This window comes from Paracoccus sp. J56 (assembly GCF_019633685.1).
In the GTDB taxonomy this organism is placed as follows: domain Bacteria; phylum Pseudomonadota; class Alphaproteobacteria; order Rhodobacterales; family Rhodobacteraceae; genus Paracoccus; species Paracoccus kondratievae.
Genome location: NZ_JAFL01000008.1, coordinates 42,474 through 68,206, shown reverse-complemented (window position 1 = coordinate 68,206; position 25,733 = coordinate 42,474). Strand labels below are relative to the sequence as shown.

Genomic DNA, 25,733 nt, shown 5'->3' with positions numbered 1-25,733 from the left:
ATCGAAGGTCAGGTTTCGTGCAGGGCGTTGCCCGGCGACAGCAGCACGGACAGCATGAGCAACGCAATGCCGGATCGAGGAGAACAGACGCGCATGACGATGACACGGACCAGCTTTGACAAGGAAGATTTGCTGGCCTGCGCCCGTGGCGAGCTGTTCGGCCCCGGAAATGCCCAATTGCCCGAACCGCCGATGCTGATGATGGACCGCATTACCGATATCTCGGCCGAGGGTGGCCTGCACGGCAAAGGCCATGTTGTCGCCGAATTCGATATTCACCCCGAGCTTTGGTTCTTTCCGTGCCATTTCCCCGGCAACCCCATCATGCCCGGCTGTCTGGGTCTTGACGGGCTGTGGCAGCTGACCGGCTTTAACCTTGGCTGGCGCGGCTGGCAGGGGCGCGGCTATGCGCTGGGTGTGGGCGAGGTCAAGCTGACCGGCATGGTACGCCCCGACCGCAAGCTTTTGCGTTATTTCGTCGACTTTACCAAGGCGATCCAGACCCGCCGACTGACCATGGGCGTTGCCGACGGCCGCGTCGAGGCCGACGGTGAAACGATCTACGAGGTCAAGGATATGAAGGTGGCCCTGTCGGCCGCCTGACCCAGGAACCAGGAGCACGCCATGCGCCGTGTCGTCATCACCGGGTTGGGCATCGTCTCTCCCATCGGCAATAATGCCGCCGAAGTCACCGAAAGCTTGCGGACCGGCCGGTCGGGGATCGTCTTTGCCCCGGAATATGCCGAGCACGGCTTTCGCAGCCAGGTCCACGGCATGCCACAAATCGCGGTCGAGGATTACATCGACAAGCGCAACCTGCGCTTTATGGGCATGGGTGCCGCCTATAACTTCATCGCCATGGAACAGGCGATCGAGGACGCGGGCCTTGCGCCCGAGGATGTCTCGAACGAACGCACCGGCCTGGTCATGGGGTCTGGCGGGCCGTCGACCGCGAATCTGTTCGACGCGCATCGCATCGTGCTGGAAAAGGGTGCGCCCAAGCGTATGGGACCCTTTATGGTCACGCGCTGCATGTCCTCGACCAATTCGGCCTGTCTGGCGACGCCGTTCCGCATCAAGGGTGTGAACTATTCGATCACCTCGGCCTGCTCGACCTCGGCCCATTGCATCGGCAATGGTACCGAGTTGATCCAGATGGGTAAGCAGGACATCGTCTTTGCGGGTGGTGGCGAAGAGCTGGACTGGACGCTGTCCTGCCTTTTTGACGCCATGGGGGCGATGTCGTCGAAATATAACGACACGCCACAAAGCGCATCCCGGCCCTTTGACGTTACCCGCGACGGTTTTGTCATTGCCGGTGGCGCCGGCGTCGTCGTGCTTGAGGAACTGGGTCACGCGCTGGCGCGCGGTGCCAAGATCTATGCCGAAGTCACGGGCTATGGCGCGACCAGCGACGGCTATGACATGGTTGCCCCCTCTGGCGAGGGCGGAGAGCGGTCGATGCGGCTGGCACTGTCTACCCTGCCCGAGGGGCGGCAGGTCAGCTATGTCAATGCGCATGGCACCTCGACCCCGGTGGGTGATGTCGGCGAGGTCAAGGCGCTGCGCCGCGTCTTTGGCGAGGGCGCTGTACCGCCCATCTCATCTACCAAATCCCTGACCGGGCATTCGCTGGGCGCGACCGGCGCGCATGAGGCGATTTATTCGCTGCTGATGATGCAGAACGGCTTTATCGCCGCCTCGGCCAATATCACCGAACTCGACCCCGAAATCCAACCCGCCGAGGTCGTGCGTGAACGGATGGACAATGTCGATTTTGACAGCGTCCTTTCCAACAGTTTCGGCTTTGGCGGCACCAACGCCACGCTGGTGTTGTCCAAATATCGTGAATGAATCAGGAAAAGGTTAAACCATGGGCGAATTGATGAAAGGGAAACGCGGCCTTGTCATGGGGGTCGCGAATGACCGTTCTATCGCTTGGGGGATTGCGCGAGCTCTGGCTGACGAGGGTGCCGGACTGGCCTTTACCTATCAGGGCGAAGCCTTTGGCAAGCGGGTCGAGCCGCTGGCGCAGTCGCTTGGTTCTGATTTCCTGATGGATGTGGACGTGCTGGATGACGAATCGCTCGACTGCGCTTTTGGACAGATCGAGACGCGCTGGGGTGGGCTCGACTTTCTGATCCACGCCATCGCCTACTCCGACAAGACTGAACTGACTGGCCGTTTTATCAATACGACCCGCGACAACTTTAAGAACTCGCTGACGATTTCCTGTTATTCGCTGATTGATCTGGCCCGCCGCGCGCAGCCGCTGATGAAGGACGGCGGTTCGATCATCACGCTGACCTATGCCGGCTCGAACCGGGTCACGCCGTTCTATAACGTCATGGGGGTGGCCAAGGCGGCGCTGGAATCCTCGGTCCGCTATCTGGCCAATGACCTTGGCCCCGAGGGGATCCGCGTCAACGCGATCAGCCCCGGCCCGATGAAAACGCTGGCCGGCGCAGCGATCGGCGGCGCGCGCAAGACCTATCGCCACACCGAGGCCAACGCCCCACTGCGCGCCAATGCGACGCTTGAGGCGATCGGCGGCACGGCGGTCTGGCTGTGTTCGGACTGGGGTGCCTGCACCACAGGGGAAATCGTGCTGGTCGATGGCGGCTATCACGTTCTGGGAATGCCGCAATCGGAAAACCTGTAATGAGCCCGCGCTTTTTCCGGGCCGAGGACGGCGCAAAGCTTGCCTATCGCGATGAAGGCGAAGGGCTGCCGGTTCTGGCACTGGCCGGTCTGACCCGGACGGGGCGCGACTTTGACTATCTTGCCCCGCATCTGTCCGGGGTACGGCTGATCCGGCCCGACTACCGGGGCCGAGGCGATTCCGACTGGACCGGCGGCGACAGCTATACCGTCCTGCAAGAGGCACGGGATGCGCTGGCCCTTCTGGATCACCTGGGGATTGAGCGGGCGGCGGTGCTCGGCACCTCGCGGGGCGGGATCATCGGCATGTTTCTGGCCGCGACCGCGCATGACCGGCTGTTGGGCCTGTGTCTGAACGATGTCGGTCCGGTCCTGCAACGTGAAGGGCTGGTCCGTATTTTCGACTATCTGGGCCGCAACCCTGCCGCCAAAACCCTGGAGGATCTGGCGCAGCGTCTGCCCGCGAATATGCCCGGCTTTGCCAATGTCCCCGCAAGCCGCTGGCTGGAAGAGGCACAGCGCCATTATCTTGAAACGCCCGCTGGCCTGCGCATCAACTACGATCCCGCACTGCGGCAGGCGTTCATGGCAGCCTTTGAGGGACCCGAGGTCGATCTTTGGCCGATGTTCGACACGGCGCAGGGGTTGCCTCTGGCACTGATCCGGGGGGCGAATTCGGACCTTTTGGCAAGAGATACTGCCAACGAAATGCAGCGTCGCCGTCCGGACATGATCCGGGCCGAGGTCCCCGACCGCGCGCATATCCCCTTTCTTGATGAACCCGAGGCTTTGACCGCGATCCATGCCTGGCTTGAGGCAATGCGCAGGGACTGACCGGCCCGCCCGACGCGGGCCGGAGCTATGCGTGTTTAACCCGCCAGCAATGCGGCATTACCGCCCGCAGCAGTGGTATCGACGCACAGATGACGCTCATGCGCGACATGGGCCAGATCAGGTGCAGAGGTAATCAACGGCAGGATCGGTCCTTTACGCGCTGCCAGCACACGGGCATAGGCGCGCCCCTGGGCGGCATCGCCCCACCACAGTACCGCCGAGAAACCTTGCAGCGCCTCCAGCGCCTCGGGGGGCAGATGTCCATGGACCGGCACGGCATGACCGCCAAGTGCACTGACCGCCGCCACCTGCGCCGCGACCGCCTCGCGCCCCGGCCCAAGGCAGATCAGCGGCGCACGGGCATGAAGAACGAGACGGTTCAGCTCTCCGGTCGGGCCGGGCATCAGCCGCTCGTCGATCCGGGCTGCGCCGGCCGTACGCAAAGCGGCGCTTAGCGTACCAAGATCCGCCGTTCCGCCCTGCCCCGCATCTGTGGCGCTCACGGTCTCGGGCGCAAAGAAGCGTCCCAGATAAAGCGGCCCGCCCGCCTTCGGGCCGGTGCCCGACAGCCCCTCGCCCCCAAAGGGCTGACTGCCGACCACCGCGCCGATCTGGTTACGGTTGACGTAAATATTGCCGGCATGGATCGCGTCCGATACCTCCTGCACCCGCGAATCGATCCGGGTGTGCAGGCCAAAGGTCAGGCCAAAACCACGCCGGTTGATATCCGCGATCACCTGATCCAGCTCTCCCGCGCGGAAGGTTGCGACATGCAGGACGGGACCAAAGATTTCACGGTCAAGATCGTCGATACCTTTGACACCAAGCAGCACCGGCGCCACAAAATGCCCCTGTTTCGGCGCCCAGACCCGATGCAGGACGAGATTCGCGCGGCTTTCAAGATATTGCTCGATATTTGCCTGTGCCTCGGCGTCGATCACCGGCCCGACATCGGTCGCAAGCCGCCACGGATCGCCGATGCGCAGCTCATCCATGGCGCCTTTGATCATGGCGATCAGATGCGGTGCGATATCCTCTTGCACGTAAAGGCAGCGCAGCGCCGAGCAACGTTGCCCCGCCGAACGGAAGCTTGAGGCGACGATATCGCGCACCGCCTGTTCAGGCAGGGCAGTCGAATCGACGATCATCGCGTTCAGTCCCCCGGTCTCGGCAATCAATGGTGTGCCGGGGGCCATATGCTCGGCCATGGCGCGCGCGATGATCTGCGCCGTCTCGGTCGAGCCGGTAAAGACCACGCCATTGATACGCTGGTCCGAGGTCAGCGCCGCACCGACCGTCCCGCCCTGACCGGGCAGAAGTTGCAGCGCAGATTTGGGCACCCCTGCCTCATGCAGCAGGCGCACGGCAATGGCAGCGATCAGCGGCGTCTGCTCGGCCGGTTTCGCCAGCACTGCATTGCCAGCCATCAAAGCCGCCGCGATCTGGCCGGTAAAAATGGCCAGCGGAAAGTTCCACGGGCTGATCGCCGCGATCACGCCGCGCGGACGTCCGGTCTGGGCCTCGCCCTCGGCGGCATAATATCGCAGGAAATCCACCGCCTCGCGCAGTTCACCCACACAATCGGGCAGGGTCTTGCCCGCCTCGCGCGCAAGAACCGCAAAGATCGGGCCGAAATTCGCTTCGTAAAGATCAGCGGCACGGCGCAGAGCCTCAGCACGGAAAGGGGCGGATGCGTCCCAGATCCGGGCATCCTCGATGGCGCGCGCAACGGTTTCGGCATCCGCCTCGGTCACATGGCCAACGACCTCACCACTTGCGGGGTTCAGGACCTCTGCCCGCTGCCCCGAGGAGGGCGAGACGGTCAGCGGCGCAGCGTCAGGCAGCGAGCCCTGCCGAGCGGCCTCGATCCGGGCGAGCGTTGTTTCATCGCTAAGGTCAAACCCCTGCGAGTTGGGACGCGTCGCGCCAAACAGTGCATCAGGTGCCACCAGCCCGGCAGGAGGCTGCGCCGAGGCCAATGCCTCAAGCGGATCACGCGCGACCTCTTCGGGCGTAACCGCCTCATCCACGATCTGATGCACAAAGCTGCTGTTGGCGCCATTCTCCAGCAGGCGGCGGACCAGATAGGCCAACAGGTCGCGATGCGCCCCGACCGGCGCATAGATACGGCAACGACCGTTGTGATCGCGCAAAACAATGTCATGCAGACGTTCACCCATGCCATGCAGGCGCTGGAACTCAAATTCGATATCGCCGACCATTTCAAGGATCGCGGCCACGGTATGGGCGTTATGGGTGGCGAATTGCGGATAGATGCGGTCGGCATAGCCGATCAGCTTACGGGCATTGGCGATATAGCTGACATCGGTTGCAACCTTGGTGGTGAACAGCGGAAAGCCCGGCAGCCCCTCGACCTGAGCGCGCTTGATCTCGCTGTCCCAGTATGCGCCCTTGACCAGCCGGACCATGATGCGGCGATCCAGCCTTTCAGCCAAAGCATGCAGCCAGTCGATCACCTGACCGGCGCGTTTGCCATAGGCCTGAACCACGACGCCGAACCCGTCCCAGCCGGCAAGCGAGGGGTCGGACAGCACCGCCTCGATCACTTTCAGGGACAGGACCAGCCGGTCCTGCTCTTCGGCGTCGATGTTCATGCCCATGCCAGCAGCCTTGGCCTGCCGGGCAAGTGACAGCACCACCGGCACCAGTTCGGCCATGACCCGGGCCTCTTGCGCAACCTCGTAACGTGGATGCAGCGCCGACAGCTTGATCGAGATGCCGGGGTTCATCTGCACCGACCCTTTGGTGCAGGCCTTGGCAATCGCCGCGATGGCATCGGAATAGTCCCGGGCATAGCGCGCCGCATCCGCACCGGTCATCGCCGCCTCGCCCAGCATGTCATAGCTGTAGGTAAAGCCCTGCGCCTCGCGCTGCGCGGCACGTTCAAGCGCCGCCTCGATGGTCTGACCCAGCACGAACTGCCGCCCCATCTCTTTCATCGCCCGGCCGACGGCGGCGCGGATCACCGGTTCGCCCAGCCTGCGGATGGCCCCACGCAAAGTGCCAGCGATGCCGCCCTGATCGTCGTCCAGCACCTTGCCCGTCAGCATCAGCGCCCAGGTCGAGGCATTGACCAGCGATGAGGACGCCTCGCCCAGATGTTTGCCCCAGTCCGAGGGCGCGATCTTGTCCTCGATCAGCGCGTCGATGGTCTGGCGGTCCGGGACGCGCAGCATCGCCTCGGCCAGACACATCAGCGCCACGCCTTCACGCGTCGAAAGGCCGTATTCGGCCAGAAAATGCTCCATCAGAGTCGGTTTCGCCTCGGACCGGATCCGGCGCACCAGATCAGCAGCCCGGGCCGTGATCGCGGCACGTTGAGCATCCGAAAGCGCCGCCTCGGCACTGAGGCGCTGCAAAAGCGCGGCCTCGGGCTGGAACTTTGCCTCAAGGTCTAGGGCAGAAAGGGGCAGATCAGCGGAACGGGACGGAACGGGCATGGCATTCTCCTGCAAGACAAGGCCCTGATAGCGGCAATGAGCTAGACCATGTGACCATATTATGCCATCTTCATAGCCAATCGTCACGAAGATCAGGCCATATCTGGACCATGGAAGAAGCGCTCGACGCCACCAATCGCAAGATCCTGCAAGAGCTGGTGGCAAATGCCCGTATTCCCATCACCGAGCTGGCGCGCAAGGTCGGGCTTAGCAAGACACCGGTGGCGCTGCGCATCCGCCAGCTTGAGGAAATGGGGCTGATCACGGGCTATCGCGCCATCCTCTCTCCGCTCAAGCTGGGCCTCACGCACGTCACCTATGTCGAGGTACGGTTGTCCGATACCCGGCAGCCGGCGCTGGAGCGCTTCAACGCCGCCGTCCGCGCCATCCCTGAGGTCGAAGAGTGCTACATGATCGCCGGAGGCTTTGATTATCTGATCAAGGTCCGTTCGCGCGATATGACCGATTATCGCCGGATCCTTGCCCAGCACATCTCGACCCTGCCGCATCTGCACGCAACGAACAGCTATGTTTCGATGGAGGCGGTGGTCGAGCAGAACTGGACCGAGATCTGACCCCGCAGCACCCGCAGCCGCCTTTGTCGTGGCGCGCTGGCGAGGGCTCGGCTAAAGCGGGCAAAAGGGGGGCGCATGGATTTCAAATGGCTTGAGGATTTTCTGGTTCTGGCCGAAACGCACAGCTTCTCGCGCTCGGCCGAGTTGCGCGGGGTGACGCAAAGCGCCTTTAGCCGCCGCATCCGTGCACTTGAGGAATGGCTGGGAACGGACCTTTTGTCACGCGAAAGCTATCCGGTGACCCTGACCCCGGAAGGTGTGCTGTTTCGCGAAACCGCCGAAGAGGCCGTGCGCATGATCAACGCCCGCCGCGCCGAGTTTCGGGATCACACCCGCAGTCATGGCAGAGAGATTTCATTTGTGGCGCTGCACAGTCTGACCGTGACCTTTCTGCCCAGCTGGCTGATGCGGCTAAAGGCAGCGGCCGGCCAGATGACCAGCCGCGTCAAGCCCGAAAACTTTGACCGCTGCATCGAGGCCCTGACCGAGGGCGGTTATGATTTTTTCCTGACCTATGCCCACCCACAGGTGAACATCCCGCTGGACCCAGAGGGCTTTCCGCATCTGGTCGTCGGTCAGGACAGCCTTGTCGCCGTCGCCCGCCCCGGCTGGCCCGAGGAATGGCTGACCGAGGGCATGCCGATGCTGAAATATTCGCGCGGCTCGTTTCTGAACGCCATGGCCCGGATCGCGCTGACCCAACCCGGCGCGCCCAAAGTCTATGTCGCCCATACCGATGAAGCGAGCATGGCCGAGGCGATGAAAAGCATGGCCGTCGCTGGTCACGGCGTGGTCTGGCTGCCCCGCCGGCTGGTCGAAAGCGAAATCGAGACCAGCCGCCTGGAAGTCGTCGCCCCCGAACTGCCGATGGAGATCCGCCTTTACCGCAATGCCGCCCGCGGGCGCGGGATTACCGGCCGGGTGTGGCAGGCCGCGCGTGAGCTTGGCGAGGGTTATGCAGAAACAGAATAACCCAGCGCGACTTGGCATTGGAAAACGCTGTTGATCCTGCCTAAATCTTGAACACACAGGGGCGCGTCACGCCCTGTCATAGCAACATATCCGACAGAAATGCGCATCGCGCCGGAACCGCCTTGGCGGGCCGGGTGCCTGCGCCCGAGGTGAACATGAAAAAAACCCGCATCGAACACGACCTGCTTGGCGATCGCGAGGTGCCTGCCGAGGCCTATTGGGGCGTCCACACCTTGCGCGCCGTCGAGAACTTCCCGATCTCGGGCAGGCCGATCGGTGAAATTCCCGAGCTGATCCGGGCCCTTGCCGCGATCAAGCAAGCGGCGGCGCTGGCCAATGCCGATCTGGGTCTGCTTTCGCCCGAGCGCCGCGACGCCATCGTCGCAGCCTGCGAAGAAATCCGCGCCGGCAAGCTGCACGATCAGTTCGTGGTCGATCAGATTCAGGGCGGGGCCGGGACCTCGACCAATATGAATGCCAATGAAGTGATCGCCAACCGCGCCCTTGAAATCATGGGCCATGCCAAGGGCGAATACCAATATCTGCACCCGAACGAACATGTGAACATGAGCCAGTCCACCAATGACGTCTATCCGACGGCATTGCGGCTGGCCTCGTGGCGTGGGTTGCAAAATGTAATCGCGGCTTTGGCCTCGTTGCGTGGGGCCTTTGCCGAAAAAGGCGCCGAGTTCTCTGATATCCTCAAGATGGGCCGCACCCAGCTACAAGAGGCGGTGCCAATGACACTGGGGCAGGAATTCAACGCCTTTGCCATCACCATCGGAGAGGATGAGGCCCGCCTTGCCGAAGCAGCAAGCCTCGTTTGCGAGATCAACCTTGGCGCTACGGCCATCGGAACCGGCATCACCACTCACCCCGAATATGCCGAACGGGTAAGGGCACGGCTGGCGGAAATCACCGTGATCCCAGTGGTCACCGCCCCCGATCTGGTCGAGGCAACGCAGGATTGCGGCGCTTTTGTACAGGTATCCGGTGTGCTGAAACGCGTGGCGGTCAAGCTCAGCAAGATCTGCAACGACCTGCGGCTGCTCTCATCCGGGCCGCGCGCCGGGTTCAACGAAATCAACCTGCCTGCGAAACAGGCCGGCTCATCGATCATGCCCGGCAAGGTGAACCCGGTCATCCCCGAGGTCGTCAATCAGGTCTGTTTCGAGGTGATCGGCAATGACATGACCATCACCATGGCGGCCGAGGGCGGGCAATTGCAGCTGAATGCCTTTGAGCCGGTGATCGCCTACAGCATGTTCCGTTCGGTCAGCCATCTGATCGCGGCCTGTCAGACGCTGGAACATAACTGCGTCCGCGGCATCACCGCCAATCGCGACGTGCTCAAGGAAACCGTGCGCCGCTCGATCGGGATTGTCACGGCACTGAACCCCTATATCGGCTATGCCGCCGCAACCGAGGTCGCAACCGAGGCGCATCTGACCGGCCGCGGCGTTTATGAGCTGGTATTGGAAAAGGGTCTGTTGCCCAAAGAGCGACTGGACGCGATCCTGCGCCCCGAAAGCCTGACGAAACCCCAGCTTTTCGTGGCCTGACCGGTCTTGTGACAGGGCGGCGGGGTTCCTGCCCCGCCGCCGTTTTCAGCGCAAGCCTTCGCAGAAACGCTTGATACGCGCGCAGGCGTCTGCCAGCAACTCATCCGAGGTCGCGTAAGAGATACGGAAATGCGGCGACAGCCCAAAGGCCGCGCCAAAGACGACCGCAACCCCGGTCTCATCCAGCAGCGCCGTGGCAAAAGCCTCATCATCCACGATCACCGTACCAGCGGCCGAGGTCTTGCCGATCAATGCCGCAATCGAGGGGTAGACATAGAATGCCCCCTGCGGCACCGGGCAATCAATGCCGGGGCAGGCATTCAGCCCCGCGACGACCAGATCGCGGCGGCGCTGAAAGACGGCGCGACTTTCGTTGATGTAATCCTGTGGCCCCTCCAACGCGGCCAGTGCCGCATACTGGCTGATCGAACAGGGGTTCGACGTCGATTGCGACTGCAGCTTGGCCATGGCGCGGATCAGCTCTTCGGGTCCCGCACCATAACCGATGCGCCAGCCGGTCATCGCATAGGCTTTTGAAACGCCGTTCATGGTCAACGTGCGCGACTTCAGCCCCGGCTCGACCTGTGCAGGCGTGACAAAGCGGAAGTCGTCAAAGACCAGATGCTCATAAATATCGTCCGACAGTATCCAGACATGCGGGTGGCGCATCAGGACATCGGCAAGGCCGCGCAGGTGATCTTTGCCATAGCCCGCACCGGTCGGGTTCGAAGGCGAATTCAGAATCACCCATTTCGTCCGCGGTGTGATCGCCGCCTCAAGCTGCTCGGGGGTGATGCGATAGCCGTTCTGCATCGCCCCCTCGATAACGACCGGCGTCCCCCCGGCCAACAGCACCATATCTGGATAGCTGACCCAATAGGGCGCGGGGATGATAACCTCATCCCCCGGGTTCAGCGTCGCCATCAGGGCGTTATATAGGATCTGCTTGCCGCCGGTGCCAACGGTGACCTGCGAGGGCTTGTAATCAAGCCCGTTTTCCCGCGCGAACTTGTCACAGATCGCACGCTTCAGTTCGGGGATACCATCGACTGCGGTATAGCGAGTGTGGCCGGCGTCGATCGCGGCCTTGGCTGCCTCGCGAATATGGGCCGGGGTGTCGAAATCAGGTTCGCCTGCAGAGAGGCTGATGATATCACGGCCTTCGGCGGCAAGTTCGCGCGCGCGGCCCGTGATGGCAATAGTGGGCGAGGGTTTGACGCGGGCAAGCGTCTGGGACAAAAGGCTCATCGAACTCATCCTGCGGCTGGGCTGTCCTGTCATAGGCCCGCCCCCGCAGACAGGCAAGCCGGGGGCGAGCGTGGACGACAGACAGACAAGGCTGAAAAGGCTGCGGATGCGCAGCTGGCGGCGGGGCACCAAAGAGATGGATCTGATCCTTGGCCCCTTTTCGGACAGCGAGCTTGAGGGGATGAACGACCCCGAGCTTGATCTCTACGAAACGCTGCTCGATGAAAATGACCAGGATCTTTACCCCTGGATCACGGCGCGACTCTCGGGCCGGCAGGCCGGGCCCGAGGCGCTGGTGCCGATGCTGAACCGCGTGGCGCGCTTTGCCGCAGAGCGGCTGGTAAAGAAATAGCGGCAATTTTAGCGAACCTGCCGGCGGTTAACCGAAGATTGGCAAATCTGCGCCATCTTGGCCCAAACAAGGCCATGAACGGAAATCGCCCATGCAACACAGATCTGCCCGAATGGTCCCCGCCCCGCAGGCCCCGCCGCGGAATGGCCGGATCGAGGCTTATCTGGAAAGCCTGCAGGTGCTGGAACGACTGCACCGGCTTTTGCTCGACCTCATCAAGGATGAGTTCGAGCGGTTGGGCCGGTCAGAACTGACGCCGGTGCAGGCATTGCTGATCTATAATCTTGGTACGGCCGAGGTGACGGCGGGCGAGTTGCGGTCGCGCGGCATGTATCAGGGCTCAAACGTATCCTATAATCTCAAGAAGCTGGTCGAGCTGGGGTATCTGCACCACGAGCGTTGTGAGATGGACCGCCGATCAGTCCGGATCCGCCTGACCCCGGCGGGGCAAGAGGTGCACGATTGCGTGGCACAGCTCTTTATGCGCCACGCTGAGGGACTGGAGATGTCCGGCGTGCTTGATGACCCGCCGCTTGAGGCGGTGAACCTGCAATGGCGGCGGGTCGAACGTTTCTGGACCGAACAGATCCGCTATATCTATTGATCCCTGCTGATCCCTACCCGGGATCGCACGTGGCAGACGGGCGGGTTTGTACCCCCTGCGTCTTTGCGCGTCTTACCAGTGGCCGGTATTTTCCATGCTGGCCCAAGGTTCTTGCGGGGGTAAATGCTCACCCTCCTGCAACAGCTCGATCGAGACATTGTCGGGGCTGCGGACAAAGGCCATGTGCCCGTCGCGCGGCGGGCGGTTGATGGCAACGCCGGCATCCATCAGTTTCTGGCAAATCTCATAGATATTCTCGACGCGATAGGCGAGATGACCAAAGTGACGGCTGTCCGACGGTAGCCCCTCATCACCGTCCCAGTTCCAAGTCAGCTCGACCGGACATTCGGGCTGGCCGGGCGGTGCCATGAAGACCAGCGTAAAACGCCCGTTTTCGTTTTCGATGCGCCGGGTTTCCTCAAGCCCCAGCAGCTTGAAAAACGCCATGCTCTTTTCAAGGTCCAGCACCCGCACCATAGTGTGCAGATATCGAATCTTCATCGTAGTTTCCTCCTGTCAGGATGTGCCTGGCGGGCGCAAGTCATGGCGCCCCATCGCCGGCAGAGTGACATTTCACGCCCGTATCTGCAACGCCTGCGGCAGCCTGCCCCGGCAAACGGCCGACACAAACTGTTGAATGTAGCGGCGGGTAATGCCACAAGATATGCTTAATCAGCCGAGGATTCCGCCATGCCCATCACCCCCGAACAACAGGCCCAGATCGACGAGCAGCGTGCAAATCCCAGCCCCACCCTGCGTGCGGTTTCCGAGGGGATGGAGCAGCATCTTTACAAGGCCCATGAGGTTCTGGACCACGGCCTTGTGCGTGTCATCGACTATATGGGCGACGATTCCGCCATCACCCAGGCGGCGCGGGTCAGCTATGGCCGGGGCACGAAATCGGTGTCGAATGACGAAGGGCTGATCCGCTATCTGATGCGGCACTGGCATTCGACCCCCTTCGAGATGTGCGAGGTCAAGTTTCACGTCAAGCTGCCGGTCTTTGTCGCCCGTCAATGGATTCGCCACCGTACTGCCAACGTAAACGAATATTCGGCGCGCTATTCGATTCTTGACCGTGAGTTCTACATTCCCGCCCCCGAGCATCTGGCGGCGCAATCGACAGTGAACAATCAGGGCCGGGGTCAGGTGCTGGAAGGGGATGAGGCTGCGCGCGTGCTTGACCTGCTGCGCGAGGACGCGATGCGCGCCTATGACCATTACGAACAGATGCTGAGCCAGGAAGGTCAGCAGGGTCTGGCCCGTGAACTGGCGCGCATGAATCTGCCCGCCAATGTCTATACGCAATGGTATTGGAAGGTGGACCTGCACAACCTGTTCCACTTCCTGCGTCTGCGCGCCGACGCCCATGCACAATATGAAATTCGCGCCTATGCCGAGGTGATTTGTAACATCGTCCGCGACTGGGTCCCCCATGCCTATGCCGCGTTCGAGGATTACCGTCTGGGTGCCGTCCAGCTATCCGCGAAAGGCGTCGAGGTTTTGAAACGCCGCCTCGCCGGCGAGACGGTGACCCAGGAAAACAGCGGCATGAGCAAGGGCGAGTGGCGCGAGTTTGAGGCGGTTTGGGGCTAAGGCCCCGATCAAATTATGGGGCGGTCGGGCCGCCCCATAATTCCAGCTTACAGCGCCGTCCAGCCACCATCGACCGAAATGGTCGTCCCGGTGATCTGATCCGCTGCGGGCGAGCACAGGAACACTGCGGTACCACCCATTTGCTCGACTGTGGCGAATTGCCCCGAAGGCTGGCGCTGCAACATGACCTTGGCGATCACATCCTCACGGCTCATGTTATGGGTCTTCATCTGGTCCGGGATCTGCTTTTCCACGATCGGGGTCAGAACATAGCCCGGGCAAATCGCGTTGCAGGTGATCGGCTCTTTCGCCGTCTCAAGCGCCGTGACCTTGGTCAGACCGACGACACCATGTTTGGCCGCAACATAAGCCGATTTATACTCGCTCGCGGTCAGGCCGTGGGCCGAGGCGATATTGATCACCCGCCCCCACCCGGCCTTGCGCATCAGCGGCAGCGCCGCCGCAGTGGTATGAAAGGCCGAGCTTAAGTTGATGGCGATGATCGCATCCCACTTCCCGGCCGGAAAATCTGGGATCGGCGCAACATGCTGGATGCCCGCATTATTCACCAGGATATCGCAGGTCCCCGCCTTTTCGATCAGCGCGCGGCAATCGGCCCCCTTTGACATGTCAGCCTGAATATAGCGCACCTTGACACCATGTTCACGTGCCATGCTTTCGGCAAGCGCATGATCCTCGGGCGCATCGGTAAAGCTGTTCAGAACGACATCCGCACCAGCCCGCGCCAGTTCATGGGCGATGCCAAGGCCGATTCCCGAATTCGAGCCGGTTACCACCGCCGTCTTGCCGCCAAGGAATTTCTCGAACATCGCCGTCTCCTGCCACATGAACCAAAATCTGGCGGCAGCATGGGCAAAAAGCCTGCCCCACACAAGAGCAGGAGCAGCGGTCGAAAGGCCCAGGAAAAAAAGCGCCCGCACTAGGCGGGCGCAAGTCATGAGGCAGGTTTCATACAGGCAAGAAACCTATCGAGCAGTGCCTTATCTATACGCTTTTCGCCTTCTGAGTCCAAGGCGTAAGTTTGCGTCGCGGTGAACAGCCGGTTAATCTCGGGCTTAACAAGATCACCGACCCGGAAATCAGGGCAATCGAGCATGCGATTCTTCAAATTTGCTAACGAATCCGCGATCTGGCGGCGAATCGCGCTTTGTCTGGGTGTTGCATGCATGCCGCTGGCAAGTGCTGCCGAACCCATGCATGCCATTGCAATGTATGGAGAACCTGCGCTTGAACCGGGCTTTCCTCATCTGCCTTACGTCAACCCCGAGGCGCCAAAAGGCGGGACGATTCGCCTGGCCGAGACGGGCACTTTCGATTCGCTGAACCCGTGGATCCTGATGGGCAACCCGGTCTGGCCCCTGTTTACCCAGCCGGGAATCGTGGCCGAGCCGCTGATGATGCGTTCGCTGGACGAGCCCTTCACGCTTTACGGACTGCTTGCTGAAACAGTCGAAACCGATGATGAACGCAGCTGGGTTGAGTTCACTCTGCGTCCCGAAGCGCGTTTTTCGGACGGTTCTCCGGTCACTATCGAAGATGTGATGTGGTCATATGAGACGCTGGGGACCAAAGGGCATCCGCGCTACACCGTCGTCTGGTCAAAGGTCGAAAAGATGGAGCAGACTGGCCCGCGCTCGGTCCGCTTTACCTTCAATACCCCGGATCGTGAGCTTGTAATGCTGATGGGCATGCGCCCGATACTGAAAAAGGCGCAATGGGAGGGGCGCGACTTTGGTCAGTCCAGCCTGATGGCCCCCATCGGCTCGGGCCCCTATATCATCGACAAGGTTGATCCGGGTCGCGCGATCACACTGCGCCGCAACCCCGACTACTGGGCACGCGATCTGCCGGTGACCCGCGGCATGAACAATTTCGACACCATCCGTTACGACTATTTCGGCGACGCCTCAGCCATGTTCGAGGCTTTCAAGGCTGGCGAGATCGACGTCTGGCGCGAGCTGGTCGCGGCACGCTGGGAAAAGAACTTTGATTTTCCTGCCATGCGCGACGGCCGGATCGTGAAATCCGAAATCACCCATGGCCGGCCCTCGGGCATCATTGGTCTGGTGATGAACACCCGCAATCCGCTATTCGCCGACTGGCGGGTGCGGCAAGCGATGATCGAAGCCTTTAACTACCGCTTCATCAATATGACGCTTAGCGGCGGCAAGGACCCTCGTATCACCAGCTATTTCTCAAACTCGGAATTGGCGATGGAACCCGGTCCCGCTTCTGGCCGCGAGGCCGAGTTGCTGGCCCCCTTTGCCAACGACCTGCCCCCCGGCACGATCGGAGGCTATGCCCTGCCCGAAGGGGGTGAGCGGGCCATCGACCGCAAGGGGATCCGCGCCGCGCTTGAGCTTTTGGCCGAGGCGGGCTGGACCGTGCAAGATGGCGAGCTGCGTGACGCGCAGGGCCGCCCGTTCAGCTTTGAGATCTTGCTGAACCAGTCCGGCAGCGCCATGCGCACCGCCGCCGAGACCCGTCAGATCGTCGATATCTTTGTCCAGTCGCTGCGCAATCTGGGTATTCACCCACGCGTCACCCAACTCGATGCCGCGCAATATGTCGAGCGGACCAACAATTACCAGTTCGACATGACCTGGTATGAGCGCGGCCTGTCACTGTCGCCGGGCAATGAGCAGCGGCTGTATTGGGGCCGCGACGGGGTGACGACGACAGGCAGCAAGAACTGGATGGGCATGGATTCGCCCGCCGCCGAGGCGATGATCGCCGAAATGGGTCAGGCCCGCTCGCGCGAGGATTATCTCGCCGCGGTGAGGGCGCTTGACCGTGTCTTAACCGCCGGACGTTATGTCATCCCGGTCAGCTATTCACGGATTTCCCGCTTGGCCCATCGCGCCGATCTGGATTATCCTGAAAAGACGCCGCTTTACGGTGACTGGCCCGGCTTTATGCCAGAAACCTGGTGGCAGGAGGTAAAGTAAATGAGACTTAGTCGAATCGTTGTTGTCCTGACCCTTCTTGGACTGACGGCGTGCAATACCGTTGCCGGCATAGGCGAAGATATCACCGGCGCGTCGCGTCTGGTTCAGGGCAGCTTCGGTGGTGGAGGGGGCTACTGATGAAATGGGCACATGTCCGCGATAACTGGCCCGCCTTTTTCGACGCCATCGTTGAAAAATGGCCCGAGGCCGATGAAGGCGACCTGGAAGAGATCGACGGCGATCAGCGTGCCTTCATAACCTATATCGCCAGGGTCACGGAACAGGACGTCGACGAGACCAAGGACGAAATCCGCGAATGGCTGGCGGGAGAGATCCCGGCAGATATCGTGATGGACCCGATCCATGACAATCATTCGATCAGATTGTCCTCGAAATATGTTGGTGAGGGCGAAGACGAATTTGACGACGACGCCCGCTTTGGCGATGATGACGAGGTGCCTGACGACGGCGACTAAAGCAATCGCCGTCCACGGGAACCCGTGCCAAGGGGGCATGCAGGGCAGGTGATCCCCGCCCTTTCCTGCGGGTGTGGCCTTTACAGGTTCAGATCGACCCAGACCGGAACGTGGTCGCTGGGCTTTTCCTTTGCCCGCTCATCGCGGTCGATGCCGACATCTATCAGCAGATCAGCGGCCTCGGGCGACAACAGCACATGATCGATGCGGATGCCGTTGTCCTTTTGCCAGGCACCGGCCTGATAATCCCAAAAAGTGAACGGGCCGCGCTGGCTGCCGTGATGATGCAGCCGTACCGCTTCGATCCAGCCGTCATGGATGATGCGGCGCAGGGCCGCCCGGCTTTCGGGCTGAAACAGCGCGTCGTCGACCCATTTTTCGGGGAAGGCCGCATCGCGTGGCTCGGGGATGACGTTATAGTCACCCATCATCGCCACCGGCATCTCGGACTTCAGCAGCGCCCTTGCCCGGTCGTGCAGCCGCTGCATCCACGCCAGCTTGTAATCAAACTTGGGTCCCGGCTGAGGGTTGCCGTTCGGCAGGTAGAGCCCCGCAATGCGCAGGGCATCACGGCCGACAACCGTCGCCTCAATATAGCGGGCCTGCTCATCACCGTCATCGCCGGGCAGGCCGCGGCTCACATCCTCAAGCGGCAGCCTGGAGAGGATAGCGACGCCGTTGAAACCCTTCTGCCCGTGGGTTTCGATGTTGTAGCCAAGATCGGCGATCGGCTCATGCGGAAAACCTTCGTCCTGGGTCTTGATCTCCTGCAGGACGACGACGTCGGGCTGGGCTGCGGCCAGCCAACCGGTCAGGGTCTCGATACGGGCGCGGACGCCATTGATGTTGAAGGTCGCGATTTTCATACGGGCAAGACTAGCCGCCTGCCCGTCCGCGCGCCAGATCAGATCGAGAAAGAGGTGCCGCAGCCACAGGACGAGCTGGCGTTGGGGTTGTCGATGGTAAAGCGCGCACCGATCAGCTCATCCGTAAAGTCGATGGTCGCCCCGGCAAGAAAGGGCAACGAGACCGGATCGACAACCACGGCCTGGCCGCCGTTGCTGAGGATCAGATCATCCTCGGCCACGTCGTCCAGGCGGATGTCATACTGAAACCCCGAACAGCCGCCGCCCGCGACGGCGACCCGCAAGGGGCGCACCGGGCCGTCACCATTGATTTCGGCCAGCCGGGCAAAGGCGCGTTCGGTAACCTTAGGGGGCAGGTTTAAGCCATTGTTCATGGGGCGTTCCCGTTTCCGTCTTTCGCTGTGGAATATAGGGTCTGGACCGCAGTCTCGCAAGAAACGCAGGATCAGATGACGGCACCTTATGCTTGCCAGCCCGAAGAAAGCCGTGGCCGCCGCTGGCCCGAGCGCATGTCCACCTTTCGTAGTCCCTGGCAGCGGGACCGCGACCGTATCATCCACTCTAGCGCCTTTCGCCGCCTTAAGCACAAGACTCAGGTCTTTGTGGAACATGAGGGCGATTATTACCGCACCCGCCTGACCCATACGATCGAGGTCGCCCAGGTCGCCCGCACGATTGCCGGGGCGCTGGGGCTGAATACCGATCTGGCCGAGACCGTGGCGCTGGCCCATGACCTGGGCCACCCGCCTTTTGGCCACACGGGCGAGGACGCTTTGGCGGCGCTGATGGCCCCTTATGGCGGCTTTGACCATAATGCTCAGGCGCTGCGCATCGTGACCAGGCTTGAACGTCATTACGCCGATTTCGATGGGCTGAACCTGACCTGGGAAAGCCTTGAAGGCATCGCCAAACACAACGGCCCGGTCTCCAGTCCCCTGCCCTATGCGCTGGCCGAGGTGAACGAAGAATGGGATCTTGAGCTGCATAGCAATGCCAGCGCCGAGGCACAGGTCGCAGCCGTCGCCGATGATGTCGCCTATAACCATCATGACCTGCATGACGGGCTGCGTGCAGGGCTGTTTACCGAAGAGGACCTGGCAGCACTGCCGGTTATCGGCGAAGCCTTTGCCGAAGTAGACCGTCTGCACCCGGGGCTTGAGACCATGCGGCGCCGGCACGAGGCCTTGCGCCGCGTCTTTGGCGTCATGGTCGAGGATGTAATCGCGGTCGCCCAGAACCGTCTTGCCAGCCTGCAGCCAGGAAATGTGCAGGAAATCCGTGATATGGAGGGGCCGATCATCCGCTTTTCAAAGCCGCTGTACCAGAACCTCAAGGCGATCAAGCTGTTCCTGTTCCAGCGCATGTACCGCGCGCCATCGGTGGTGACCGAACGCAAGCGGGTTACAGAGATGCTGAACGGGCTGTTCCCGCTGTTCCTGAACGATCCGTCAAAGATGCCGCAGACCTGGAGCGAGGCAGCCGATGGTGCAAGGGACGAGACCGGCCGTGCCCGGGTGGTCCTGGACTATGTCGCTGGCATGACCGACCGTTTCGCCATTCACGAGGCGCAGCGTCTGTTGGGCTAAGGGGATGGGGGCTTTGCCCCCGCTGATCCGGCCCCCTCGACGGGGGCCAGATCAGTTCCCCCAGGATATTTGGACACAAAAGAATCAGGTTTATTCAGCCTTGTCGTGCTCTTGCAGCCATTTCTGCATCTGCTCGATTTCAGCCTCTTGGGTGCGGATGACCTCTTCGGCAAGTTTGCGGACCTCGGGGTCCTTGCCTTGCTCCAGTACGACCTTCGCCATGTCTACGGCACCCTGATGATGCGGGATCATACCGCGCATGAAATCGACATCAGCGTCACCCGTATATTCAATCATCATATCGACGTGCATCCGCTCCATCGCCTGTTCATAGTCGACGGTCGAGGAACTCGTGACGGCACCATGGCCGGAATGGTCCATGGTCGCGGCCTCTTGTGCGATGGCAGGCAGGGCGATCAGAGTGGTTGCAATAAAGGTAACAAAACGCATGGTGCTTTCTCCGTAAGGCGGCGCTGATGGAAGCCGGGCACCGCATCCACCAGCTAATGACATCCCCGTCAGGAAAGAAAGATCAGCGCCATACCCATGACCGCCATCACAGCCCCCGCCCATGAGGTCGGCGAGGGTCGCGCCCCTGTCATCGCCCAAAGTACCGGCAGGATCAGGACTGGCGACAGCGCGGAAAGCGTTGAGACGATGCCGACCTTGCCCCCCTGCAGCGCAAACATCAGCAGCGTCATGCCAATGACCATAGCGATCAGCCCTGAGAGCGCAGTCAGCAGCAGCACGCGTGGTGTCGGCTTATTGCGGGGCTTTAATTCGGCGATCGGCAGCGCCATGAGCAGAATAAGGCAGGCGACCGCGATCGAAACCCGCACCAGAGAGGCCACATAGGGGTCAAAGCCCGATGCCATGACCGGCCGCGCGATCAGCGAGCCAAGCGCCTGCCCCGCCGCCGCCAGCAGCCCGTAACCGGTAGCGATCCAGACCGAACCCTCGATCGTCTCGAACCGGTGCGCGCCCGATCGCCCAGGCCGGCCCAGCACCGCCATGGCAACACCAGCCGTCGAGAGCACGACGCCAAGCATCGCCAAGGGAGAGAGAGACTCGCCAAGAGCAAGCCAGCCCATCAGTGCCGCCATAGGCGCGTTCAGTGCAAACAGCGCCCCCGAGCGCCTTGGACCAAGCCGGATCAGCGTCACGTAAAGCAGTGTATCGCCCAGAAAAATGCCGACCACGCCCGACAAGGAAAGCCGCCACAGATCCCCGAAAGCGATCCCGCCCAGCCGCCCGGTAGCAATGACAATAACCGCCAGCATGATCGCGACCATGCCCTGACGCAGGCGGTTAAAGCCGAACGGTCCCAGCGCCTGGGCCGCCGATTGCGACAGGATGCCGGTAATCGCCCAGCAGGCCGCAGCGCCCAAAGCGGCAAGTTCATGCACCGGCATGCGGTTTTTCCTCTCCCATTCCTTGTGGCGGGATAGGCTGGCGATTGAACCCGCGCAAGGGATTGCGCATTCTGTCGGCAGGTCACGGCAGAAAGGAGAACGGCGATGATTGTCAATTCCGGTTCAGCAGTATGGGAGGGCGCGCTCAAGGACGGCAAGGGCGCAGTATCGACCAAATCCGGTGCGCTGAGCAGCCAGCCCTATGGCTTTAACACCCGCTTTGAGGGGCTGCCCGGCACCAACCCCGAAGAACTGATCGGCGCGGCTCATGCCGCCTGTTTCAGCATGGCGCTGTCCCTGATCCTGCAAGAAGCGGGCATCACCAATGTGAAGATCGAGACCACCTCGGAAATCGGCTTGGCCAAGGATGGCGACGGCTTTTCGATCAAGACTGCGCATCTGAACACCAGAATCCGCGGCGACGGCGACAAGGCAGTGATCGAGGAATGCGCCCGCAGGGCCGAAAAAGGCTGCCCCGTCAGCAAGGTATTGAATGCCGAGGTGACGATGGACGTCACTGTGGTCTGAGAACGACCGTACAGAATCGCGTTACGCCACCGCCTGTGCTTTACGGGCGGCGGCATATTCCATGCAAAAGGCCCCTTGTCGCAATTCATCCGGGCAGGTGTCGCAACCCACGGTATCCTAAGGCTGATATTGCCCGCTTCCCCCCTTGCTGCTGCCTTGGCGCAATGCATCCTCTGCCGCGGAGGCACCCTTCCCGATCTATCCCGGCTGCGAGCTGCCGGTCTCGGGCGGGGTAAGAGGAGCAGGAGGAACTGCATGAAACAATTCGCCGAGAACGGAGGCCCCCGGCTGCGCAGTCTGGACGAGGCGCCGCTGAAGCCCATTCACATCATCGCCGTTGCCGCCTCGCTGGGGGGCGCGGCCCTGGATGGCTATGTTCTGGGTATCGTCGGCCCCTCGCTGACGCTCGCCAAGCAAGAACTGGCGCTTTCTGCGCTAAGCCAGGGCCTGATCGCGGCAAGCGCGCTGATAGGCGTTTTCGTCGGTGGGATGTTCTTTGGCAACCTTGCAGACAAATATGGCCGCCGGCCAGTGTTCGCCTATAACCTGCTGGCCTTTGTGGTGCTGTCGCTTTTGCAGCTCATGGTGGTCGAGGTCTGGCAGCTGGTGGCGCTGCGGCTGGCCCTGGGACTGGCGATCGGGGTGGAATACGCCGTCGGAACCTCGGTTCTGGCCGAGTTCTCGCGCCGCAAAGGGCGTGGCGTGCTGCTGGGCTGTTTCTCGGTCGGGTGGCAGGTCGGTTTTACCGCCGCCTTTATCATCGGCAATCTTTACAAGGGCGATGACTGGCGCTTTCTTTTGGCGACCAGCGCGGTACCGGCGCTGATCACCTTTTTGTTGCGGCTGCGCCTGCCCGAAACCCCGATGTGGCTCAAGGCGCGGGGGCGTGACACCGAAGCCCGCGCAGTGGTCACCAAACATTTCGGGGCCGAATACGACATCCCTGATGTGGTGCTGGAGAAATCGCACGCCTCGCCGGTCGAGCTGCTGACCTCGCCTCATTGGCGCCAGCACATCTATTCCGGGCTGTTCTGGTTCTGTCAGGTCGGGCCGTTCTTTGCCATCTTCACCTTTGTCGGCCCGGTCTTTGAGATGCTTCAGATCCATGATGCGACAGTGGTCGATGTCTGGCTGAATACGGTGCAAATTCTCGGCGCGATCTTTGGTCTGTTTCTGCTGCACTGGCTGACGCGGCGGCATTTCGTGATCTCGACCTTCGCGGTCATGTTCGCGGTCCTGCTGGCGATTGGCCTGTTCCCGCAGGCGCCGGTCTGGGTGGTGGTCGCGCTGTTTGCGATCTACATGTTCGTCGCCCCGGCGGCAAACAACATCGAATACGTCTATCCGGCCGAGATCTTTGAAACCCGGCTGCGTTCGACCGGCGTCGGTTTCTCGGCCGCCTTCTCGCGGATATCAGCAGCTACGGCGGTTTATCTGCTGCCAACCTCGCTTGAGGTCCTGGGCGCATCCAAAACCATGATCATCATGGCGATGTTCCCGCTTATCGGGCTGATCTTTTCGATCATGTGGGCGCCAGAGACCAAGCGCAAGCAACTGCGCTGAAAGATCACCGTGGCGGCGATCCACGTCGCCACGGATTTCGCTTACACCATCATTTCCTTGGTGGCGGTCAGCTTAAGCTCGGGGTGGTCACGGGTAACCCGGTCGATGTCCCATTGCAGCCGGGTCAGATAGACCAGATCGCCGTCATGATCCTGCGCCATATGGCCCTTGTTCGTCTGCGAAAAGGCCTCGACCTTGTCTTTCGGACCCGAAAGCCAGCGGGCCGAGGTGAACTGCGTCGCCTCGAACCGAACCGGCAGGCCATATTCAAGTTCGATCCGGCTGGCGAGCACCTCGAATTGCAGCGCCCCGACGACGCCCACGATAAAGCCCGAGCCGATCATCGGTTTAAAGACCTTGGCCGCGCCTTCTTCGGCGAATTGCATCAGCGCCTTTTCCAGATGCTTGGCCTTCATCGGGTCGCCCGCGCGCACGGCCTGCAAAAGCTCGGGCGCGAATGAGGGGATGCCGGTAAAGCGCAGCGCCTCGCCCTCGGTCAGCGCATCGCCGATGCGCAGCTGGCCGTGGTTCGGAATGCCGATGATATCGCCCGCCCAGGCCTCTTCGGCCAGTTCGCGATCGGCGGCAAGAAACAGCACCGGGTTCGACACCGCCATCTGCTTTTTCGAACGGACGTGCAAAAGCTTCATCCCACGTTCGAAATGGCCCGAGGCAAGACGGACAAAGGCCACCCGGTCACGGTGCTTGGGGTCCATATTGGCCTGAACCTTGAAAACAAAGCCCGTCACCGGCTTTTCCTCGGGCGCGATCTGACGCTCAGCCGCGCCTTGCGGCTGCGGCTCAGGGCCGAATTCGCCGATGCCGCGCATCAGCTCGCGCACACCAAAGCTGTTGATGGCAGAACCGAACCAGATCGGGGTCATATGCCCCTCAAGGAAGGACTGGCGATTGAAGGCGGGCAAAAGCTCACGTGCCATCTCAAGCTCTTCGCGCAGCTTTTCCAGCTGACCGGCGGGGACATGTTCGGCCAGTTTCGGATCGTCGAGCCCGCTGATCTGAATCGACTCGGCCACCTTGTTGCGGTCTGCGCGGTCCATGATCTCCAGCCGGTCGTTCAAAAGGTCATAGGCGCCGATAAAGTCGCGGCCCATGCCAATCGGCCATGAAGCCGGGGCGACGTCGATGGCCAGATTTTCCTGAATCTCGTCGATGATCTCGAACGTGTCGCGGCTTTCGCGGTCCATCTTGTTACAGAAGGTCAGGATGGGCAGATCGCGCAACCGGCAAACCTCGAACAGTTTACGCGTCTGGCTTTCGACGCCCTTGGCGCCGTCGATGACCATGATCGCCGCGTCCACCGCAGTCAGGGTGCGATATGTGTCCTCAGAGAAATCGCTGTGGCCGGGGGTATCGACCAGGTTGAAGCGCCAGTTGTCAAAGTCAAAGGACATGGCCGAGGCCGAGACCGAAATCCCCCGCTCCTGCTCCATTTTCATGAAGTCCGAGCGCGTGCGCCGCGCCTCGCCTTTGGCCCGGACCTGACCAGCCATCTGAATCGCCCCGCCAAACAGCAGGAACTTTTCGGTCAGGGTGGTCTTGCCGGCGTCGGGATGCGAAATGATCGCAAAAGTGCGGCGGCGAGCGATTTCGGCGGGAAGATCAGGACGATTCATCATGTCCGGCCCTTTACCGCGCAGCGCGCGCAGTCTCAAATGGAATCGGGCGTCAGACGAACTGTTCGCGGATCACCCGTTCCTCAAGCCCGTGTCCGGGATCAAACAGCAGGCGATGACGGATCGTTTTCTCGGACCGGATCTCGACCCACAGGACCGAATCGACGCCACGCGAATCGGCATCGGCCATCACGGGGCGCTTGTCGGGTTCAAGCACGTCAAAGCGCACTGTCGCGCTTTTCGGCAGGATCGCCCCACGCCAGCGCCGCGGGCGAAAGGCGGCGATGGCCGTCAGCGCCAGCACACCTGAACCCAAGGGCAGGATTGGCCCGTTTGCCGAATAATTATAGGCCGTCGAGCCTGCAGGCGTGGATAGCAGAACACCATCGCAGATCAGCTCTTCCAGCCGCACCCGGCCGTTCACGCTGATGCGCAGCCGTGCCGCCTGCGGTCCGGCGCGCAGCATGCTGACCTCATTTATCGCCAGTGCGCAGTGCTCATGCCCGTCGGTGGTTCCGGCGGTCATGGCCAGCGGGTTGATCAGCGTCTCTTCGGCTGCCCTGATGCGGCCGGGCAGATCCTCTTCTGAATAGGTGTTCATCAGAAAGCCGACCGTGCCCCGGTTCATGCCATAGACCGGCAGCCCGCGGTTCTGATGCATCACCGACAACATCAGCCCGTCGCCACCAAGCGCGACGATCACCTCTGCCTCGCGGATCGGCACATGACCATAACGTTCGGACAACGCCTCGGCGGCGGTCACGGCGGTTTCGGTACCAGAGGCGATAAAGTGCATTTTCATGCGGCCATCATGGCGTGCAGCGTGCCGGGTGC

Annotated in this window: 27 protein-coding genes; 16 read left to right on the top strand and 11 right to left on the bottom strand. The window is 61.7% G+C overall.

The features are described from left to right. Positions 1–93 precede the first annotated feature (93 nt). The 4 genes from fabA to M511_RS07695 are packed head-to-tail and all read left to right on the top strand — an operon-like array spanning position 94 to position 3,495. Entirely contained in the window at positions 94–603 is a 510-nt protein-coding gene (gene fabA, locus M511_RS07710) for a bifunctional 3-hydroxydecanoyl-ACP dehydratase/trans-2-decenoyl-ACP isomerase (RefSeq protein ID WP_010396008.1), read from the top strand. Positions 604–624: 21 nt separating this feature from the next. Then, the gene (fabB, locus tag M511_RS07705) at positions 625–1,854 is read left to right on the top strand and encodes a beta-ketoacyl-ACP synthase I (protein ID WP_010396005.1); all 1,230 of its coding nucleotides are present in this window, start codon (positions 625–627) and stop codon (positions 1,852–1,854) included. Positions 1,855–1,873: 19 nt separating this feature from the next. After that, positions 1,874–2,662 (top strand): enoyl-ACP reductase FabI, encoded by a 789-nt coding sequence (locus tag M511_RS07700; protein WP_085501846.1) that lies wholly within the window; start codon positions 1,874–1,876, stop codon positions 2,660–2,662. Then, positions 2,662–3,495, top strand: coding sequence for an alpha/beta fold hydrolase (locus M511_RS07695; protein ID WP_085501845.1), 834 nt, complete (start codon positions 2,662–2,664; stop codon positions 3,493–3,495). The genes M511_RS07700 and M511_RS07695 overlap by 1 nt, the downstream gene beginning before the upstream one ends. A 35-nt stretch (positions 3,496–3,530) precedes the next feature. Here the strand turns inward: M511_RS07695 and putA are convergent, their stop codons facing one another. Continuing rightward, on the bottom strand, positions 3,531–6,956 hold the full coding sequence (gene putA / locus M511_RS07690; RefSeq protein ID WP_176224525.1) for a bifunctional proline dehydrogenase/L-glutamate gamma-semialdehyde dehydrogenase PutA: 3,426 nt from the start codon (positions 6,954–6,956) through the stop codon (positions 3,531–3,533). A 110-nt stretch (positions 6,957–7,066) separates the two neighbouring features. Here putA and M511_RS07685 point away from each other — a divergent pair, with 110 nt between their 5' ends. The 3 genes from M511_RS07685 (at position 7,067) to aspA (ending at position 10,065) form a co-directional block, all read left to right on the top strand. Then, on the top strand, positions 7,067–7,531 hold the full coding sequence (locus tag M511_RS07685; RefSeq protein ID WP_010395998.1) for an Lrp/AsnC family transcriptional regulator: 465 nt from the start codon (positions 7,067–7,069) through the stop codon (positions 7,529–7,531). A 75-nt stretch (positions 7,532–7,606) separates the two neighbouring features. Next, positions 7,607–8,503: a LysR family transcriptional regulator gene (locus tag M511_RS07680; RefSeq protein ID WP_085501844.1), complete on the top strand. Its 897-nt coding sequence runs from the start codon at positions 7,607–7,609 to the stop codon at positions 8,501–8,503. A gap of 155 nt (positions 8,504–8,658) precedes the next feature. Then, positions 8,659–10,065 carry an aspartate ammonia-lyase gene (gene aspA, locus M511_RS07675; RefSeq protein WP_085501899.1) on the top strand — a complete coding sequence of 469 codons (1,407 nt, stop codon included), beginning with the start codon at positions 8,659–8,661 and terminating at the stop codon, positions 10,063–10,065. A 45-nt stretch (positions 10,066–10,110) separates the two neighbouring features. On the opposite strand, the gene M511_RS07670 is transcribed toward aspA, so the two are convergent. Continuing rightward, a complete protein-coding gene (locus tag M511_RS07670) occupies positions 10,111–11,313 on the bottom strand; it encodes a pyridoxal phosphate-dependent aminotransferase (RefSeq protein WP_085501843.1) in 1,203 nt (400 codons plus the stop codon). Between the two features lie 106 nt (positions 11,314–11,419). Between M511_RS07670 and M511_RS07665 the strand changes: the two genes are divergently transcribed. Together M511_RS07665 and M511_RS07660 are read left to right on the top strand one after the other, a co-directional pair. Continuing rightward, entirely contained in the window at positions 11,420–11,665 is a 246-nt protein-coding gene (locus tag M511_RS07665) for an FAD assembly factor SdhE (protein ID WP_010395989.1), read from the top strand. Positions 11,666–11,756: 91 nt separating this feature from the next. After that, entirely contained in the window at positions 11,757–12,269 is a 513-nt protein-coding gene (locus M511_RS07660) for a MarR family winged helix-turn-helix transcriptional regulator (protein WP_240547564.1), read from the top strand. A gap of 72 nt (positions 12,270–12,341) precedes the next feature. Here M511_RS07660 and M511_RS07655 read toward each other — a convergent pair whose 3' ends face one another. Continuing rightward, entirely contained in the window at positions 12,342–12,770 is a 429-nt protein-coding gene (locus M511_RS07655) for a VOC family protein (protein WP_010395985.1), read from the bottom strand. A 189-nt stretch (positions 12,771–12,959) separates the two neighbouring features. Between M511_RS07655 and thyX the strand changes: the two genes are divergently transcribed. After that, complete coding sequence (gene thyX, locus M511_RS07650; protein ID WP_085501841.1) at positions 12,960–13,865, top strand: FAD-dependent thymidylate synthase; 906 nt, start codon at positions 12,960–12,962, stop codon at positions 13,863–13,865. 47 nt (positions 13,866–13,912) lie between these two features. Here the strand turns inward: thyX and M511_RS07645 are convergent, their stop codons facing one another. Together M511_RS07645 and M511_RS07640 are read right to left on the bottom strand one after the other, a co-directional pair. Further along, positions 13,913–14,695: a 3-hydroxybutyrate dehydrogenase gene (locus M511_RS07645; protein WP_029371988.1), complete on the bottom strand. Its 783-nt coding sequence runs from the start codon at positions 14,693–14,695 to the stop codon at positions 13,913–13,915. A 125-nt stretch (positions 14,696–14,820) separates the two neighbouring features. Beyond that, positions 14,821–15,081 (bottom strand): hypothetical protein, encoded by a 261-nt coding sequence (locus M511_RS07640; RefSeq protein WP_176224523.1) that lies wholly within the window; start codon positions 15,079–15,081, stop codon positions 14,821–14,823. On the opposite strand from M511_RS07640, the gene M511_RS07635 reads away from it, so the two are divergent. The 3 genes from M511_RS07635 to M511_RS07625 are packed head-to-tail and all read left to right on the top strand — an operon-like array spanning position 14,981 to position 17,310. After that, positions 14,981–16,834 carry an extracellular solute-binding protein gene (locus M511_RS07635; RefSeq protein ID WP_010395975.1) on the top strand — a complete coding sequence of 618 codons (1,854 nt, stop codon included), beginning with the start codon at positions 14,981–14,983 and terminating at the stop codon, positions 16,832–16,834. The two genes, M511_RS07640 and M511_RS07635, sit on opposite strands and share 101 nt — an antisense overlap. Continuing rightward, positions 16,835–16,972 (top strand): hypothetical protein, encoded by a 138-nt coding sequence (locus M511_RS07630; RefSeq protein ID WP_010395973.1) that lies wholly within the window; start codon positions 16,835–16,837, stop codon positions 16,970–16,972. Beyond that, complete coding sequence (locus M511_RS07625; RefSeq protein WP_010395971.1) at positions 16,972–17,310, top strand: hypothetical protein; 339 nt, start codon at positions 16,972–16,974, stop codon at positions 17,308–17,310. Before M511_RS07630 ends, M511_RS07625 begins: the two co-directional genes overlap by 1 nt. Before the next feature lie 80 nt (positions 17,311–17,390). Here M511_RS07625 and xth read toward each other — a convergent pair whose 3' ends face one another. Together xth and M511_RS07615 are read right to left on the bottom strand one after the other, a co-directional pair. Further along, positions 17,391–18,176, bottom strand: coding sequence for an exodeoxyribonuclease III (gene xth, locus M511_RS07620; RefSeq protein WP_085501840.1), 786 nt, complete (start codon positions 18,174–18,176; stop codon positions 17,391–17,393). Between the two features lie 38 nt (positions 18,177–18,214). Beyond that, complete coding sequence (locus M511_RS07615; RefSeq protein ID WP_010395967.1) at positions 18,215–18,550, bottom strand: HesB/IscA family protein; 336 nt, start codon at positions 18,548–18,550, stop codon at positions 18,215–18,217. 75 nt (positions 18,551–18,625) lie between these two features. Between M511_RS07615 and M511_RS07610 the strand changes: the two genes are divergently transcribed. Next, positions 18,626–19,762 (top strand): deoxyguanosinetriphosphate triphosphohydrolase, encoded by a 1,137-nt coding sequence (locus M511_RS07610; protein WP_085501839.1) that lies wholly within the window; start codon positions 18,626–18,628, stop codon positions 19,760–19,762. Positions 19,763–19,852: 90 nt separating this feature from the next. Here the strand turns inward: M511_RS07610 and copM are convergent, their stop codons facing one another. Together copM and M511_RS07600 are read right to left on the bottom strand one after the other, a co-directional pair. Next, a complete protein-coding gene (gene copM / locus M511_RS07605; RefSeq protein WP_085501838.1) occupies positions 19,853–20,212 on the bottom strand; it encodes a CopM family metallochaperone in 360 nt (119 codons plus the stop codon). 68 nt (positions 20,213–20,280) lie between these two features. Then, entirely contained in the window at positions 20,281–21,174 is an 894-nt protein-coding gene (locus M511_RS07600; protein WP_010395960.1) for a DMT family transporter, read from the bottom strand. A gap of 105 nt (positions 21,175–21,279) precedes the next feature. Here M511_RS07600 and M511_RS07595 point away from each other — a divergent pair, with 105 nt between their 5' ends. Together M511_RS07595 and M511_RS07590 are read left to right on the top strand one after the other, a co-directional pair. Further along, positions 21,280–21,702 (top strand): OsmC family protein, encoded by a 423-nt coding sequence (locus tag M511_RS07595; protein WP_085501837.1) that lies wholly within the window; start codon positions 21,280–21,282, stop codon positions 21,700–21,702. 255 nt (positions 21,703–21,957) lie between these two features. Continuing rightward, positions 21,958–23,265, top strand: a complete 1,308-nt coding sequence (locus M511_RS07590; RefSeq protein WP_085501836.1) for an MFS transporter — start codon at positions 21,958–21,960, stop codon at positions 23,263–23,265. A gap of 41 nt (positions 23,266–23,306) precedes the next feature. Here the strand turns inward: M511_RS07590 and M511_RS07585 are convergent, their stop codons facing one another. Both M511_RS07585 and M511_RS07580 read right to left on the bottom strand, forming a co-directional pair. Beyond that, the gene (locus M511_RS07585; RefSeq protein ID WP_010395952.1) at positions 23,307–24,902 is read right to left on the bottom strand and encodes a peptide chain release factor 3; all 1,596 of its coding nucleotides are present in this window, start codon (positions 24,900–24,902) and stop codon (positions 23,307–23,309) included. Positions 24,903–24,951: 49 nt separating this feature from the next. Beyond that, entirely contained in the window at positions 24,952–25,701 is a 750-nt protein-coding gene (locus M511_RS07580; RefSeq protein ID WP_010395950.1) for an NAD kinase, read from the bottom strand. Positions 25,702–25,733: the final 32 nt, after the last annotated feature.

Excerpts from the sequence above, each read along its gene's own strand:
- fabA (WP_010396008.1), top strand. The coding sequence starts at position 94 with ATGACGATGACACGGACCAGCTTTGACAAGGAAGATTTGCTGGCCTGC.
- fabB (WP_010396005.1), top strand. The coding sequence starts at position 625 with ATGCGCCGTGTCGTCATCACCGGGTTGGGCATCGTCTCTCCCATCGGC.
- M511_RS07700 (WP_085501846.1), top strand. The coding sequence starts at position 1,874 with ATGGGCGAATTGATGAAAGGGAAACGCGGCCTTGTCATGGGGGTCGCG.
- M511_RS07695 (WP_085501845.1), top strand. The coding sequence starts at position 2,662 with ATGAGCCCGCGCTTTTTCCGGGCCGAGGACGGCGCAAAGCTTGCCTAT.
- putA (WP_176224525.1), bottom strand. The coding sequence starts at position 6,956 with ATGCCCGTTCCGTCCCGTTCCGCTGATCTGCCCCTTTCTGCCCTAGAC.
- M511_RS07685 (WP_010395998.1), top strand. The coding sequence starts at position 7,067 with ATGGAAGAAGCGCTCGACGCCACCAATCGCAAGATCCTGCAAGAGCTG.
- M511_RS07680 (WP_085501844.1), top strand. The coding sequence starts at position 7,607 with ATGGATTTCAAATGGCTTGAGGATTTTCTGGTTCTGGCCGAAACGCAC.
- aspA (WP_085501899.1), top strand. The coding sequence starts at position 8,659 with ATGAAAAAAACCCGCATCGAACACGACCTGCTTGGCGATCGCGAGGTG.
- M511_RS07670 (WP_085501843.1), bottom strand. The coding sequence starts at position 11,313 with ATGAGCCTTTTGTCCCAGACGCTTGCCCGCGTCAAACCCTCGCCCACT.
- M511_RS07665 (WP_010395989.1), top strand. The coding sequence starts at position 11,420 with ATGCGCAGCTGGCGGCGGGGCACCAAAGAGATGGATCTGATCCTTGGC.
- M511_RS07660 (WP_240547564.1), top strand. The coding sequence starts at position 11,757 with ATGCAACACAGATCTGCCCGAATGGTCCCCGCCCCGCAGGCCCCGCCG.
- M511_RS07655 (WP_010395985.1), bottom strand. The coding sequence starts at position 12,770 with ATGAAGATTCGATATCTGCACACTATGGTGCGGGTGCTGGACCTTGAA.
- thyX (WP_085501841.1), top strand. The coding sequence starts at position 12,960 with ATGCCCATCACCCCCGAACAACAGGCCCAGATCGACGAGCAGCGTGCA.
- M511_RS07645 (WP_029371988.1), bottom strand. The coding sequence starts at position 14,695 with ATGTTCGAGAAATTCCTTGGCGGCAAGACGGCGGTGGTAACCGGCTCG.
- M511_RS07635 (WP_010395975.1), top strand. The coding sequence starts at position 14,981 with ATGCGATTCTTCAAATTTGCTAACGAATCCGCGATCTGGCGGCGAATC.
- M511_RS07640 (WP_176224523.1), bottom strand. The coding sequence starts at position 15,081 with ATGGGTTCGGCAGCACTTGCCAGCGGCATGCATGCAACACCCAGACAA.
- M511_RS07630 (WP_010395973.1), top strand. The coding sequence starts at position 16,835 with ATGAGACTTAGTCGAATCGTTGTTGTCCTGACCCTTCTTGGACTGACG.
- M511_RS07625 (WP_010395971.1), top strand. The coding sequence starts at position 16,972 with ATGAAATGGGCACATGTCCGCGATAACTGGCCCGCCTTTTTCGACGCC.
- xth (WP_085501840.1), bottom strand. The coding sequence starts at position 18,176 with ATGAAAATCGCGACCTTCAACATCAATGGCGTCCGCGCCCGTATCGAG.
- M511_RS07615 (WP_010395967.1), bottom strand. The coding sequence starts at position 18,550 with ATGAACAATGGCTTAAACCTGCCCCCTAAGGTTACCGAACGCGCCTTT.
- M511_RS07610 (WP_085501839.1), top strand. The coding sequence starts at position 18,626 with ATGACGGCACCTTATGCTTGCCAGCCCGAAGAAAGCCGTGGCCGCCGC.
- copM (WP_085501838.1), bottom strand. The coding sequence starts at position 20,212 with ATGCGTTTTGTTACCTTTATTGCAACCACTCTGATCGCCCTGCCTGCC.
- M511_RS07600 (WP_010395960.1), bottom strand. The coding sequence starts at position 21,174 with ATGCCGGTGCATGAACTTGCCGCTTTGGGCGCTGCGGCCTGCTGGGCG.
- M511_RS07595 (WP_085501837.1), top strand. The coding sequence starts at position 21,280 with ATGATTGTCAATTCCGGTTCAGCAGTATGGGAGGGCGCGCTCAAGGAC.
- M511_RS07590 (WP_085501836.1), top strand. The coding sequence starts at position 21,958 with ATGAAACAATTCGCCGAGAACGGAGGCCCCCGGCTGCGCAGTCTGGAC.
- M511_RS07585 (WP_010395952.1), bottom strand. The coding sequence starts at position 24,902 with ATGATGAATCGTCCTGATCTTCCCGCCGAAATCGCTCGCCGCCGCACT.
- M511_RS07580 (WP_010395950.1), bottom strand. The coding sequence starts at position 25,701 with ATGAAAATGCACTTTATCGCCTCTGGTACCGAAACCGCCGTGACCGCC.